Below are 14,026 nucleotides of genomic sequence, written 5' to 3'. Positions count from 1 at the left end.
TCAGGCGCCGCCGAGCGCCTCCGACACGACCTGCTTGGCGGCCTCCTGCACCTGGGCGAGGTGCTCGGGTCCCTGGAACGACTCGGCGTAGATCTTGTAGACGTCCTCGGTGCCCGACGGCCGGGCGGCGAACCACGCCGACTCCGTGACGACCTTGAGACCACCGACCGCCGCGCCGTTGCCCGGTGCCTCGGTGAGCTTGGCGGTGATCGGCTCCCCGGCGAGCTCGGTCGCGGTGACCTGCTCGGCCGAGAGCTTCGCGAGCGCGGCCTTCTCCTCGCGGCTCGCGGCGGCGTCGATCCGGGCGTACGCGGGGTCGCCGAACTCCTCGGTGAGGGCGCGGTAGTGCTCGCTCGGGGACTTCCCGGTGACCGCGAGGATCTCGGACGCCAGCAGCGCCAGCAGCAGGCCGTCCTTGTCCGTCGTCCACACCGACCCGTCGGTGCGCAGGAACGAGGCGCCCGCGGACTCCTCGCCGCCGAAGCCGACCGAGCCGTCGAGCAGCCCGGGCACGAACCACTTGAAGCCGACGGGCACCTCGAGCAGCGTGCGCCCGAGCGAGGCTGCGACCCGGTCGATCATCGACGACGACACGAGCGTCTTGCCGATCGCCGTCCCCTCGCCCCAGCCCGGCCGGTGCGCGAAGAGGTACTGGATCGCCACCGCGAGGAAGTGGTTCGGGTTCATGAGGCCGGCGTCCGGGGTGACGATGCCGTGCCGGTCGGAGTCGGCGTCGTTGCCCGTCGAGATCTGGAAGGCGTCCCGGTTCGCGATGAGCGAGGCCATCGCGGACGGCGACGAGCAGTCCATCCGGATCTTGCCGTCCCAGTCGAGCGTCATGAACCGCCACGTCGCGTCGACGAGCGGGTTGACGACCGTGAGGTCGAGGCCGTGCCGCTCGCCGATCTCGCCCCAGTAGTCGACGCTCGCGCCGCCGAGCGGGTCGGCGCCGATCCGGACCTTCGCGTCGCGGATGGCCGCGATGTCGAGCACCGAGGGCAGGTCGTCGACATACGTGCCGAGGTAGTCGTACCTCGACGTCGTCTCCGCGGCGAGCGCGCGGGCGAACGGCACCCGCTTGACGTCGGCGAGCCGGGCCTCGATGAGCTCGTTGGCGCGGTTCTCGACCCACTTCGTCGCGTCGGTGTCGGCGGGGCCGCCGTGCGGTGGGTTGTACTTGAACCCGCCGTCGTAGGGCGGGTTGTGGGACGGCGTGACGACGATGCCGTCGGCGCGGCTCGCGTCGTCGTCCGCCTTGCCGCGGTTGTGGCGCAGGATGGCGTGCGAGACCGCGGGCGTCGGGGTGAACCGGTCGCGGTCGTCGACGAGGGTCGTCACGTCGTTGGCGGCGAGCACCTCGAGGGCGCTGACCCAGGCCGGCTCGGACAGGCCGTGGGTGTCGCGGCCGATGAACAGCGGCCCGGCGATGCCCTGGGCGGCGCGGTAGTCGCAGATCGCCTGGGTCGTCGCGACGATGTGCGCCTCGGTGAAGGCGCCCTTGAGGCTCGACCCGCGGTGCCCGGAGGTGCCGAAGGCGACGCGCTGCGCCGGGTCGGACAGGTCCGGCCAGGTCGTGTAGTAGGCGGTGACGAGGTGGGCGACGTCGACGAGGTCGCTCGGCTGGGCCGGCTGGCCGGCGCGGTCGTGGCTCATGGAGGCTCCCTCGTGCGTGCGGCATCGGCCCCGCTGGTACGCCGGGCGGCGATCGCAGGCTAGTCCCCGGCCCCGGAGGGTGCACTTGTGGAACACCGACTGTTCCACGATCCGCACGGACGTGCGCCGACCGGTCGTCCGTGTGCGGACGAACGGCCCGGGTCGGCCCGCGCCGAGGACCGGGGCTGGCAGAGTTCACCCCGTGCGGACGGTGCGAGCGACGCGGTACGTGACCCCCCTGCGCGAGGGCGGGTCGCTGCCGGGCATCGTCGAGGCGGACGACGACGGCACGTACGTCGTGAAGTTCCGCGGTGCCGGGCAGGGGACGGCGTCCCTCGTCGCCGAGGTCGTCGTCGGTGAGCTGGGCCGCCGGCTCGGGATCCGGGTGCCCGAGCTCGTCGGCGTCGACCTCGACCCGGAGATCGGCCGCCGCGAGCCCGACGAGGAGGTCCAGGACCTGCTCGCCGCGAGCGCGGGCCTCAACCTGGGGATGGACTTCCTCCCCGGGTCGGTCGGCTACGACGGGCTCGGCTGGACGCCGCCGGTCACCGAGGCGCTCGCCGTCCACTGGCTCGACGCGTTCGCGGCGAACGTCGACCGCACCTGGCGCAACCCGAACCTGCTCGTCTGGCACCGCACGCTGTGGGCGATCGACCACGGCGCGGCGCTCGTCTTCCAGCACGCCTGGCCGGACGTCGACCGCTGGGCCGCGCGGCCGTACGACCTCGCCCAGCACGTGCTCGGCCCGGTCGTCGCGCAGGCGTCCCGGGCGCAGGCCGCGGACGCAGACGCGCACCTCGCGGGCCTCGTCACCGCCGACGCCCTCGGCGAGGTGCTCGCCCTCGTGCCGGACGCCTGGCTGCTCGGCATGAACGCCGCGCTCGGCGACGACCGCCCGGCCGCCGCCTGGCGGGACCGATACGTCGAGTACCTGCTCGCGCGGGTCGCCGGCACGCGCCCGTGGTGGCCGCCGCTGCACGGGGTCGCGGCGTGAGCACCCGCGGCGGGACCGCCGACGGGCGCCGCTTCCTCGCGGGCGACGGACCCGTCGCAGGTGACCGCGTGCCGTTCGAGTACGCGGTGCTGCGGGCGGTCCCGCGCGTCGACCGCGGCGAGTGCGTGAACATCGGCGTCGTCCTCTACTCGCAGGCGACCGACTACCTCGGCTGCGCCCTGCACGTCGACGCCGTCCGGCTGCGCGCGCTCGACGCCGGCGTCGACGTCGACGCGGTCGAGGCCGTCCTCGCCGGCATCCGCGCCATCTGCCACGGCGACCCGGCCGCAGGCGGCGCCGCAGCCGAACCCCCGAGGGTCCGCTTCGGCTGGCTCACCGCCCCCCGCAGCACCGTCGTCCAGCCCGGCCCCGTGCACTCCGGCCTGACCACCGACCCGGCCGCCGACCTCGACCGCCTGCTCGACCGCCTGGTCCGCTGACCGCCTGGTCCGCTGACCCTTGATCCGCTGACCGTTGATCCGCTCTCGGGTCCACGTCCGCCGACCGGTGCCGGGCCGCGGGCGTCGGACGCCCGCCCCGACGGTTTGCTCTGCCCTCACTTGTGAGGGTGGCGACTTGCTCTGCCCTCACTTGTGAGGGTGCGACCGGCCCGGCCCCGGGACCGAGCCGATGGTCGCCGTCCCGACGCTTTGCTCTGCCATCACCAGCGAGCCACCGCGGACCGACGGACGACCACAACGCAACCACAAGTGCCCGCTCGGCGGCACAACCGGCTCTGACGAGGACTTCTGGTTGCGTTGTGGCGCGCCGCCGGCACCGTGACCCGGCCCGTGGCTCGCTCCTGATGGCAGAGCAAGACCCTGGCCGGGACAGACGGCGCGGGCCGGCGTCGAGGGCCGACCGCGCCACAGCTTCGTCGTTGTTCTGCGAAACGCGGGTCGGCGGCCGGGGTGTCGCCGGGCAACGACGAAGCTGTGGCGCGCCGTGCCCTCTGCGCCGTGCCCTCGTGCACCGTGTCGCCGGCCGCACCCCGTGGCTCGCTGGTGATGGCAGAGCAAACACCCGGGCTCGGCGATCACTCGTCCGTCCTGGCCCGTCCCGCTCGCACCCTCACTTGTGAGGGCAGAGCAAAGCAGTCGTGAGGCGGGTTCCGGGGTTAGCGTGGCGGGGTGGCGCTCGTGGAGGTCTTCGTGGCGACCGGGCCGGACGGGCCGGACGGCGGACCGGCGGCAGTGGTCGTCGCGCACGTCGGGGACGACGTGGTCGTGCGGCTCGAGGACCGGTCCGGGTCGACGGGGTACCAGTGGTGGGTCGTCGACGCCTCGGACCTGCTCGCCCCGCGGGGGGACCGGGTCGCGCCGCACCGTCCGGACCGGAACGGCGGGACCGGCGAGGCCACCGAGGACGGTGAGGACGTGCCCGCCCCCGTCGGCGCCCCCGGCGAGCACCTGTTCACCTACCGGGCGGTGGGCGCCGGGGAGGGCGTCCTGTCGTTCGCGCTGCGGCGCGCGTGGGAGCCCGACCCCGTCGCGACGGTCGCGGTGCGCGTCGTCGTCTCCTGACGGGGCCGGGCCCTCGCGGCCACAGGTGCGGACCGGCTCAGCCGCTGCTCACCACAGGTAGATCTCCCGGACGAGCCCGCCGTCCTCGCGGAAGCTCACCGCGTGACCCGTCTGGCGGGCCTGCGCGGCGAGCGTCGTGAGGGCGGTGAACGCGCCGTCCGTGCCGTTGAAGATCTTCTTCCAGCCGACCCCGTCGACGAGGATCCACGCGTTGCGGGTCTCGTTGATCGACCACGTGGCCGAGACGGTCCGGTTGTAGGTCCAGACCGCCGCGGTGACGGCGTCCCCGGCGGCCGCGGCGGCCGCGCGCGACTGGTCGTGCTGCGGGGGCAGCAGCGAGGGGCCGGCGGTGTCGGGCACCGTCGTCGTCACGAGCGACACGTCGTCGTGCGGCTCGACGAGCGTCGGCGCCGTCGCGGCACCCGGGGTCGGGTCGGACGACGTGAGCACGGCGCCGCCGTCCGGCGGGCTGAGCTCGGGTGCGGATCCGTTGCGGGACTTACGGTTCGTGGGCATCGTCGTTCCCTTCACCAGGCGTACATCTGCTGGACGGAGCCGTTGTCCTCGAAGAGCCCGACCGGGCGCCCGAGGGACTTCGAGGCGGCGAGCTCCGCGAGCATCACGGCGTTCGTCGCGACGTTGCCGCTGTCGAGCTTGAGCCAGCCGCGCGCGGAGCCGTAGGCCCAGACGTTGCCGTCCGCCTCGTTGCTCCACAGGCCCACGACCTGCTGGTCGGGCAGCCAGGCGCGCAGCGAGACGCCGGACAGGCCGACGTTCTGGTAGTCCTCGATGTGGCACTGGCCGTAGGCGATCTTGAAGTAGCCGCCGTCGCCCCAGCCGCTGCCCCACGAGTTGCGGCCGATCCAGTAGCCGCCGGCGTCGTCGTAGCCGATGAGGGTCACGCAGTGGCCGCCGGCGAGGTCGCCGGTCACGTGGCTGTAGACGCCGCTGCGGTAGGAGAAGAAGTCCTGGTAGACGTACAGGCACGCGGTCGTCGCGCCGTACGTCGAGATGTACGCCTTCATCTTCGCGGCGTCACCGGTGATCATCTCGAACGCCGTGGGCTTGGCGATGCGGTTCGGCCAGTCGGCGTTGATCGCGCTGCCGTCCTGGTCCCCGGCGCTGTAGGGGTAGTAGTCCTCGAAGGTCACCCCGGACTGCTGCGCGAACGTGAACGCCCGCTCCGGCCACCAGCCGGAGCTGCACAGGGCGCCGTCCGAACGCCCGTAGACGTAGAACAGGTGCGCCTCGGAGAGGTCGACCCCCGTCGTCATCCGACGCGTGTACCGGTACACGACCTCCATGGCGCCGGCCGTGCCGAAGGCGACGCAGGAGCCGCAGCCGCCCTGGTCGCGGACGCCGCCGGCGTCGTAGTTCGCGCCCGCGACGTCCCGGGCGTCGAAGGAGGCGGGTGCCCCGACGGACTGCGCCGTCGCGGCGCGGACGGCGAGCGTCCGGTCGGGCAGGTCGCTCTCGAGGGCGTCGAGGTCGACCCCCTCGGGGAGCGGCACCCCGAGCCGGGTCTCGCGCTCGTCCTCGTGGAGGGCGGTCATCGTCGTGGCACCCATCTGCCACGGGTGGTTGCGGTCGGCGAGCGCGCTGCGCAGCGCCGACAGGTCGAGCGGATCGTTCCTGGGCATGCCGGAATCCCTTCTCCGGATTGGGTTCTGCTCTGCACCGGGCACCACGGCACGGGCGCCCGGTGATGAGGAGCACGCCGCGTGCCGCCCGATACGTCCGATCCGGCGCCAGGCGGACGAACGGCGGGCGAACAGCCGATGGGAACGTGCACGAGCACATGACAGGCACCGCCGGTCGGATGACAGTCGCGGTGACGACGTGCCGTCCCGGCGCGGCCCGACCTAGCCTCGACGGATGGGCCGGGTGCGGGGAGGCGTCATGAGGCGTGCCGTCGCCGCGGCGGTCACCGCGCTCGCCGTGGTCGCCGTCGCCGCCGTCGGGCTCGCGGCGCCCGCCGCCGCGCANCTGCAGGACCGGCCCCTCGGCCGCCCGCCGCCGCGCACGCCCGCGTCGTCGGCACCGAGCCGGCCGCCGGCACGGACCTCGCCGCGCCGCCGGAGCAGGTCGTCGTCCGCTTCAGCGAGCCGGTCCGCGGGCCCGTCACGGTGCTCGTCCGGGCCGGGGACGGCACCTCCGCGACGACCGCGGCCGCCGACCTCGACGCCCTCTCGCTCGTGCAGCCGGTCCGGGCAGACGCCGCGCCCGGCCGCTGGACCGTCGTCTACCGGGTCGTCGGCGCCGACGGGCACCCCGTGGCCGGGGCGGTGTCCTTCACGGTCGGCGGCGCTGGCGCGGACGCCGGGGCCGCCGCACCGGGGCCGGTGCGGTCGCCCGTGGCGATCGGGCTCGCCGTCCTCCTGCTCGCGGCCGCCGGCTGGACCCTGCTGCGCGGACGCCGGACGGCGGCCCCGGCCGTGCGGCTCGCGATCTCCGGAGCGCTCGCGGGCGGCGGCGTCCTCGTCGCGGCCCTCGCCGTCGGCGGCGGTGCGCCGCAACCGGTCGCCGAGGGCCTGCCGAACGCCGGTGCCCTCGTCGGCTGGGCCCGTCCGGCACTGCGGCTGACCGTCGAGGCCGCCCTCGTCGTCGCCTACGGGGTGCTGCTCGGGACGGGCGTCCTGCTGCGCCCGGCGTCGTCAGGCCCGGCGTCGTCCGGCCCGACCACGGCCCCGGCCTCGCCCGCGCGACGGGTGCCGGCCTCCGACGTCGCGTTCGCCGGTGCCGTCGCCGGGGTCGCGGCGCTCGCGGCGGCCGTCCAGATCTGGGTCACCGCCAGCGACATCCGCGGGATCGGGCTCGTCGAGGGCGCCGACCCGGACGCCGTCACCGCGTTCCTCCTCGAGGACCCGCAGGGCCGCACCCTCGCCGTCCAACTCCTCCTCGCCGGGGCGACCGCGGTGCTCGCGACAGGGGTGGCGCAGGGCCGGGTCGGTGTCCCGCGTCGCTTCGCCGCCGGCCTCGCCGCGCTCGCGGCCGCCGCGCTCCTGCCGCCGCTGACCGTCGGCCACCTCGCCGTCACCCCCGGCCCGGGCCTGGCCGGCACGGTGCTCGCCGTGCACGTCCTCGCCGCGGCGACGTGGGTCGGCGGCCTCGTCGCGCTCGTCCGGACCGCCGCCGTCGTCGGCGCCGACGGGCTGCGGGCCGCGCTGCCCGGCTGGTCCCGGCTCGCGCTCGGCTGCGCCCTCGCGGTCGGTGCCACCGGGCTGGTCAACCTCGCCCTGCGGCTCGACGGCCCGGCCGGGCTCGCCACCGGCTACGGCCTCGTCGTCGGGGTCAAGGTCGCCGCGTTCGTCGGGCTCGTCGTCCTCGGTGCCGCGCAGCGCCTTCGGGTCGCCGAGGCCCTGGCGGACGGCGCGACCGCCCGTGCCGCCGCCGTGCGCGCCGTCGTCCGGCTGGCCGTCGTCGAGGTCGTCGTCATGGCCGGCACCTTCGCCGCCGCGGCTGCGCTGACGCGGACGCCGTCCCCGCCCCGGGCCGTCGACCCCGCACAGCTCGACGGTGACGGCTCGGAAGCCGTCCTCGGCTTCGCGCCGCCGCCGGAGGCCGGCCCGCTGCGCCTGCTCACCGGGCACCTGCTCGACGGCCCGGCCCTCGTGCTCGTGGCCGTGACGGCCTGGTGGGCGTGGCGGTCCCTGCGCGGCCGCGACGCCGGGCGGACGGCGGCCGGCTGGGCGGTCGCCGGGGTCGCCGTCCTCGCATGGTCCACAGTCGGCGGGCTCGGGCTGTACGCGCGCGTCGGGCTCCCGGCGTCGGTGGGGGCGCACCTGCTCGTCACCGTCGTCGTGCCCCTGCTCCTGCTCCGTGCCGGCCTGGGCGCCGCGTTGCCCGCGGCGCTGCGCCGGGTGCCCGCCGCGGTCGCCGCGGCGCTCCTGGTGCTCGTCACGGCGGGCCGGTTCGTGCCCGGGGTCCAGGACGCCGTGATGTCCACGCCGGGCGGGTACTGGGCGGCGCTCGTCACCGGGTTCGCGGCCGGGCTCGTCGCTCTCGCGCGCTGCGTGCCGTCGGTCGCCCCCGGCGGTGCCCGGCTGCTCGGTCCCGGCCCGCGGGCGCTCGTCCTCGGGGCCGGGGTCGTCGCGTGCGGGGCGCTGTCCTGGTGGCTCGTCGGGACGGCGACGCTCGTCGGGCTCGACTGGTTCTCCGGCTTCTCGGTGCCCTACCTGCGCAGCTTCGGCGACGACCAGCGCCGGGCCGGGTTCGTCGCCTGGTTCGCCGGCGGGCTGCCGCTGCTGGCCCTTCTCGGGGGCCTCGTCCTCACGGCGGGACGCGGGACGCCGTCCGGCCCGGCACCCGGCCCCGAAGGCCCTCGCGACGCTCCGGAGTCGATCGAGGACGCATCGTCGATGACACCCGCCGACCCCGCTCGTCCGAACACCTGACGAGCGCCCCCTAATGCAGGGGGTTTGCAGATTTAGCACTCCCTTAATCGTCGTCGGGTGCGCAACCTGGACTGGTCGGGAACAGGAAGTGCCGTTCCGTCGACCGCGGTGACAGGGCAGTCCCGCGGTTCAGGAGGCCACCGGGCGCGAGCGTCCCGACGTCCGTGCAGAAGAGGGGCGAACCATGTCGACGAGCCGACGATCGGCGCTGCAGTTCGGAGGGCTGTCCCTGCTCGGGGCCGCAGCCGTCGGGGTCCCGATGGGCAACGCCGTCCGCGCGAAGGCGGCGGGCACCCTCGGCAAGAAGGACATCCCGCCGCGGTACACCCGCCCGCTGCCCGTTCTCTCACCGCTCGCGCCTGCCGGCACCAAGTCGCTCACCGGGCCGGCCGGGGAGTACTCCGTGCCGCGCTACGACGTCACCACCCAGGAGTCGTCCGCGCGGATCAGCCCGAAGTTCGACACCCGGATGTGGACGTACAACGGCGTCTTCCCGGGTCCCATGATCAGTGTCGACCAGGGCCAGGAGGCGGTCGTCCGGGTGCGCAACAAGCTCCCCGCCGTGCACCCGCTCTTCGGCTACGAGTTCAGCACCTCGACGCACCTGCACGGGTCCGCCTCGCTGCCGCAGTACGACGGTTACGCGAACGACCTCACGCCGCCGGGGTTCTACAAGGACTACGTGTACCCGAACGCCCAGAACGCCCGGACGATCTGGTACCACGACCACCGCGTGCACTGGACGGCGAACAGCGCCTACACCGGCCTCGCCGCGCCGTACATCATCCACGACGAGTTCGAGAAGTCCGTTCTCCCGCAGGGCAAGTACGACGTCATGCTCGTCGTCACCGACTGCATCCTCGACTCCAAGGGGCAGCTCATGCTGCTCGACAACAGCCACTCCGGGCTGTGGGGCGACATCGTCATGGTGAACGGCATGCCCTGGCCGTACCTCGAGGTCGAGCCGCGGGTCTACCGGTTCCGGATCCTCGTCGCGTCGATCGGCCGCTCGTACCGCTGGACCCTGAGCAACGGTGCGCCGCTGCACGTCGTCGGCACCGACGGCGGGCTGGTCCCGACCACGCAGTCCGTCACGAGCTTCCGGCACGGGATGGCCGAGCGCTACGAGGTGCTCATCGACTTCCGCGGCCAGGCCGGCAAGACGATCGAGCTGCGCAACCTCAGCAACAAGAACAACGTCGACTACGACTTCACGAACCGGGTGCTGCAGTTCCGGGTCGGGTCGACGGTGACGAGCACCGAGAACAACACGATCCCGACGACCCTGTTCGACACGAACGAGGTCATGACCCTCAAGCGGTCGGACGCGACGAAGAAGCGGTACTTCCGGCTCCACAAGGAGCTCGACGTCTGGGTCATCAACGGCGAGACGTGGGACGAGGTCACGAACTCGAACTTCCGGCACGTCCAGGCCGACCCGGGCCTCGGCGACGTCGAGGTCTGGACGATCGAGAACAAGGGCGGCGGCTGGTTCCACCCGACGCACATCCACCTCGTCGACTTCCAGATCCTGTCCCGCAACGGCAAGGCGCCGATGGCGCACGAGCGCGGGCCCAAGGACGTCGTCTACGTGGGCGAGGGCGAGAGCGTCGACCTGCTCATGAAGTTCGGTCCGCACCGTGGGCGGTACATGATGCACTGCCACAACCTGTCCCACGAGGACCACGACATGATGACCCAGTTCTCCGTAGGCATGCCGAAGGACTGGACGTGGGACGACAACGACCCGGTGGCCGCCGACCCGTGCAAGTGGGACGACCTCGACTGACGCTCGCCGTCAGGGCGGCGGCGGTCCTCGTCGCCGCGCTGCTCGTCCGCGCGCTCGTCGCGCACCCGGACGTCGTCGAGTCGACGAGCATGACCCCGACCCTGCACCCCGGGGACGTCGTCCTCGTCGTCCGCCCGTCGCTCGCCGGCCTGCTCGACGGGCTCGACCGGGGCGACCTCGTCGTCGCCCGCGAGCCCGGCAGCGGGGACGCCGTCGTCAAGCGCGTCGTCGGGCTGCCCGGGGACGTCGTCGAGATCGCCGACGCCGTGACGACGGTCGACGGGGTCGTCGTCGACGAGCCCTACGTCGACCGCACGCGGATCGACGGCCTCTACTACGGCCCGGTGACCGTCCCCGCCGGCACGGTCCTGCTCATGGGCGACGACCGCTCGCGCTCGGTCGACAGCCGGGACTACGGCCCGGTACCGCTCGCCGACGTCACCGACCGGGTCGCCGTCCGGCTCTGGCCCTGGACCCGCTGATCCGGTGATGCCCCGGGGAACAGTCCGCCTCGCGCTGTAGTTCAGAGTTCAACTACAGTGGCAGCACCACCGACCCGGAGGACGCCATGCCCGCCGTCACCGCCGACACCCTCACGCTGACCCGCCTCCCCGCGCTCGACGCCGGGACGACGGCCTGGCGGGACGTCGTCAAGCTCGTCGTCGCGCAGCGCTTCCTCGAAGGCGAGGGCTTCGCGGTCCGGCGGCCGTTCCCGAGCACCGACCTCGCGCTCGCCGACCCGTTCCTCCTGCTCGACCACATGGGGGCCGTCGAGTACGCGCCGGGCGAGGCCAAGGGCGCGCCGTGGCACCCGCACCGCGGGTTCGAGACGGTCACCTACATCATCGACGGCGCCTTCGAGCACACCGACTCCGCGGGCGGCGGCGGGCTCATCGCCGACGGTGCCACCCAGTGGATGACGGCGGGCTCCGGGGTCATGCACTCCGAGCTGCCGACGGCCGAGCTCGTCGCGAGCGGCGGCCTCTTCCACGGCCTGCAGCTGTGGGTCAACCTGCCGCGGGCCGACAAGTGGGCACCGCCGCGCTACCAGGACATCGGCGCCCACGACGCGGCGCTGCTCTCGACGCCGGACGGCGGCGCGCTCGTCCGGCTCATCGCCGGCGAGCTCGCGGGGCACGCCGGACCGGGCGACACCTACACCCCGATCACCTACCTGCACGCGACGGTCTCGCCCGGGGCGCGCATGGACCTGCCCTGGCCGGCCCACTTCAACGCGATGGTCTACGTGCTCTCCGGGCGCGGGGTCGTGGGCGCGTCCGGCCGCCCGCTCGAGGAGGGGCAGCTCGCCGTCCTGGGCGCCGGCGACGCGGTGACGCTCACCGCCGCCGCCACCCAGCCGCAGGCCTCCGCGCAGGGCTGGGAGGTCATCGTGCTCGGCGGCCTCCCGCTGCGTGAGCCGGTCGCGCGCTACGGCCCGTTCGTCATGAACACCAAGGCCGAGATCATCGAGGCCGTCGAGGACTTCCGGCGCGGCACGCTCATCCGCTCGACGCCGGAGCACGTCGCGTCCCCGACCGAGCCCGGCATGGCGCACCGCACGAGCGCCGACGAGACGCTGCCCGAGGCCTGACACCTCACGCCCGGGCGGGCACACTGGGGCGATGCCTGAACTGCCCGAGGTCGAGGCGCTCGCCGAGTTCCTGCGCAGCCGTGCCGTCGGCCGGGTCGTCGCCCGGGTCGACGTCGGCTCGATCAGCGTCCTCAAGACGTACGACCCGCCGCCCACGTCGCTCGCGGGGCTCACCGTGACCGGTGTGGCCCGGCACGGCAAGTTCCTCGACCTGGACGTCGACGGGCTGCACCTGGTCTTCCACCTCGCCCGCGCCGGGTGGCTGCGGTGGTCGGACAACCTGTCGACGACCCCCGTGCGGCCGGGCAAGTCCCCGCTCGCGCTGCGCGTGCTCCTCGACGACCCGGACGTCGAGGGCCGGCCGGGCTTCGACCTCACCGAGCAGGGCACCCAGAAGCGGCTCGCCGTGTACGTCGTCCGCGACCCGCAGGACGTGCCCGGCATCGCGTCGCTCGGGCCGGACCCCTTCGCCGAGGACTTCGACCGCGCGACGCTCGCCGGGATCCTGGCCGGCAGCCGGCAGCAGATCAAGGGTCTGCTGCGTGACCAGAGCATCCTCGCGGGGGTCGGCAACGCGTACAGCGACGAGGTCCTGCACGCCGCGAGGTTGTCGCCGTTCGCCATCGCCGGCTCGCTCGACGACGCCGCGGTGGACCGGCTGTACGCCGCGATGCGCGACATCCTCACCGCGGCGGTCACGACCGCCCGGGGCAAACCGGCCAAGGAGCTCAAGGACGCCAAGCGCGCCGGCATGCGGGTGCACGGGCGCACCGGGCAGCGCTGCGAGACATGCGGCGACACGGTCCGCGAAGTGAGCTTCGCGGACTCGTCCTTGCAGTACTGTCCGACCTGCCAGACGGGCGGCAAGGTCCTCGCGGACCGCCGGCTGTCGAAGCTCTTGCGGTGACCCTCCACCCCTCACCGCCAGCAGGACCTGCATTCTTGTACGGAGAGTAACTTCCCCTGACTTTCCGCAGTGCGTCATGTCATGCCTCATGGCAGGTTCATGACGATTCCCCTTTGGCCCTATGCCGTGGCCTGCCTGCGTGCATAGTGTCGTGCCCATGCCAGGCGGGGGCCGCGCTCGGAAGCGCACGCGTGCCCTTTCCCATCGATCCGTGCGACGTACGGCGCGGACAGTGGGGAAGGTCATGGCGCTCTGCCTGCCCTTCGCCCTCACCGCCAGCCTGTCGGCCGACATCGGCCGCGCGTCGGAGAACGAGGACGGTCGCAACGCCTGGCTCAAGACCCTCGTCGGCCCCGTCGCGGGCGGATCGGGGTCGAGCGTCGTCGGTCAGGCCGGGCCGCAGACGCCGGTCCTGCCGGCCGGCGGCGACCTCCAGGTCCTCGTCATCACCGAGGGCGCGGACGGCGAGGCGGTCCCCGGCATCCAGACCGGCATCGGCGCGAACACCCCGGTGCCCGCGGGCGACACCCGGCTCACGACGTCGCTGACCCGGTCCGGCATCCCGGTCCGTGCGCTCACCGCCTACGTCGCGGCCGCCCAGACCGAGGCCGCCCAGGACCCGTCCTGCAAGATCCACTGGAGCCTGCTCGCGGGCATCGGCCGGGTCGAGAGCAACCACGGCCGCTTCGGCGGCGCGGGGATCACCGCGGACGGCAAGGTCTCCCCGCCGATCCTCGGCCCGCGGCTCGACGGCTCGCACGCGGGCTGGGCGACGATCCGGGACACCGACCGCGGCCGCTACGACGGCGACCCGTCGTTCGACCGCGCGGTCGGCCCGATGCAGTTCATCCCCGGCACCTGGATGGCCTACGCGCGGGACGCCGACGGCAACGGCACGATCGACCCGCAGGACCTCGACGACGCTGCGCTCGCCGCGGCCCGCTACCTGTGCGCCGGTGGCGGCGACCTCTCGACGCAGCAGGGCCGATGGAACGCCGTCTACCGGTACAACCGGTCGACGAGCTACGTCCAGCTCGTGCTCGGCCTCGCCGACAGCTACGCGAGCGGTCAGGCGGCCCCGCTGCCGAACCCGCTGCCCGGGCCCCCCGGCCCGATCGCCGAGCCGCCCGCGACGCCGAACCAGCCTGCGCCGGGTGTCCAGCCGGAGCCGAAGC

Annotated in this window: 12 protein-coding genes; 9 read left to right on the top strand and 3 right to left on the bottom strand. The window is 73.9% G+C overall.

The window, feature by feature from the left end:
• Nucleotides 1-1,653, bottom strand: a complete 1,653-nt coding sequence (gene pgm, locus ECOMGDLI_RS08185; RefSeq protein ID WP_088315924.1) for a phosphoglucomutase (alpha-D-glucose-1,6-bisphosphate-dependent) — start codon at nt 1,651-1,653, stop codon at nt 1-3.
• Nucleotides 1,654-1,855: 202 nt separating this feature from the next.
• Here pgm and ECOMGDLI_RS08180 point away from each other — a divergent pair, with 202 nt between their 5' ends.
• The 3 genes from ECOMGDLI_RS08180 to ECOMGDLI_RS08170 all read left to right on the top strand — a co-directional run bounded on the left by ECOMGDLI_RS08180 (nt 1,856) and on the right by ECOMGDLI_RS08170 (nt 4,170).
• The gene (locus ECOMGDLI_RS08180) at nt 1,856-2,647 is read left to right on the top strand and encodes a HipA family kinase (protein ID WP_088315922.1); all 792 of its coding nucleotides are present in this window, start codon (nt 1,856-1,858) and stop codon (nt 2,645-2,647) included.
• Nucleotides 2,644-3,087, top strand: coding sequence for a DUF3037 domain-containing protein (locus ECOMGDLI_RS08175; protein ID WP_233153363.1), 444 nt, complete (start codon nt 2,644-2,646; stop codon nt 3,085-3,087). The genes ECOMGDLI_RS08180 and ECOMGDLI_RS08175 overlap by 4 nt, the downstream gene beginning before the upstream one ends.
• Before the next feature lie 690 nt (nt 3,088-3,777).
• Nucleotides 3,778-4,170 carry a protease inhibitor I42 family protein gene (locus tag ECOMGDLI_RS08170; protein ID WP_088315919.1) on the top strand — a complete coding sequence of 131 codons (393 nt, stop codon included), beginning with the start codon at nt 3,778-3,780 and terminating at the stop codon, nt 4,168-4,170.
• 48 nt (nt 4,171-4,218) lie between these two features.
• On the opposite strand, the gene ECOMGDLI_RS35320 is transcribed toward ECOMGDLI_RS08170, so the two are convergent.
• Both ECOMGDLI_RS35320 and ECOMGDLI_RS08160 read right to left on the bottom strand, forming a co-directional pair.
• Nucleotides 4,219-4,686, bottom strand: coding sequence for a hypothetical protein (locus ECOMGDLI_RS35320; RefSeq protein ID WP_198954672.1), 468 nt, complete (start codon nt 4,684-4,686; stop codon nt 4,219-4,221).
• 11 nt (nt 4,687-4,697) lie between these two features.
• Entirely contained in the window at nt 4,698-5,810 is a 1,113-nt protein-coding gene (locus ECOMGDLI_RS08160; RefSeq protein WP_088315916.1) for a C1 family peptidase, read from the bottom strand.
• A 346-nt stretch (nt 5,811-6,156) separates the two neighbouring features.
• Between ECOMGDLI_RS08160 and ECOMGDLI_RS36740 the strand changes: the two genes are divergently transcribed.
• The 6 genes from ECOMGDLI_RS36740 to ECOMGDLI_RS08130 form a co-directional block, all read left to right on the top strand.
• Nucleotides 6,157-8,564: copper resistance protein CopC (locus ECOMGDLI_RS36740; RefSeq protein ID WP_369812727.1), on the top strand; the 2,408-nt coding region annotated here is incomplete at its 5' end.
• A gap of 184 nt (nt 8,565-8,748) precedes the next feature.
• A complete protein-coding gene (locus ECOMGDLI_RS08150; protein WP_088315911.1) occupies nt 8,749-10,353 on the top strand; it encodes a multicopper oxidase family protein in 1,605 nt (534 codons plus the stop codon).
• Nucleotides 10,335-10,835, top strand: a complete 501-nt coding sequence (gene lepB / locus ECOMGDLI_RS08145; protein WP_198954671.1) for a signal peptidase I — start codon at nt 10,335-10,337, stop codon at nt 10,833-10,835. The genes ECOMGDLI_RS08150 and lepB overlap by 19 nt, the downstream gene beginning before the upstream one ends.
• Before the next feature lie 86 nt (nt 10,836-10,921).
• A complete protein-coding gene (locus tag ECOMGDLI_RS08140; protein WP_088315909.1) occupies nt 10,922-11,944 on the top strand; it encodes a pirin family protein in 1,023 nt (340 codons plus the stop codon).
• A gap of 31 nt (nt 11,945-11,975) precedes the next feature.
• Complete coding sequence (locus ECOMGDLI_RS08135) at nt 11,976-12,851, top strand: Fpg/Nei family DNA glycosylase (RefSeq protein ID WP_088315908.1); 876 nt, start codon at nt 11,976-11,978, stop codon at nt 12,849-12,851.
• Between the two features lie 232 nt (nt 12,852-13,083).
• Nucleotides 13,084-14,026: lytic transglycosylase domain-containing protein (locus tag ECOMGDLI_RS08130; protein ID WP_198954670.1), on the top strand; the 943-nt coding region annotated here is incomplete at its 3' end.

It is taken from the genome of Kineosporia sp. R_H_3 (assembly GCF_002198675.1).
Classification (GTDB): domain Bacteria; phylum Actinomycetota; class Actinomycetes; order Actinomycetales; family Kineosporiaceae; genus R-H-3.
The sequence above is the reverse complement of the archived record's forward strand: the minus strand, read 5'-3'. Positions and strand labels throughout refer to the sequence as shown.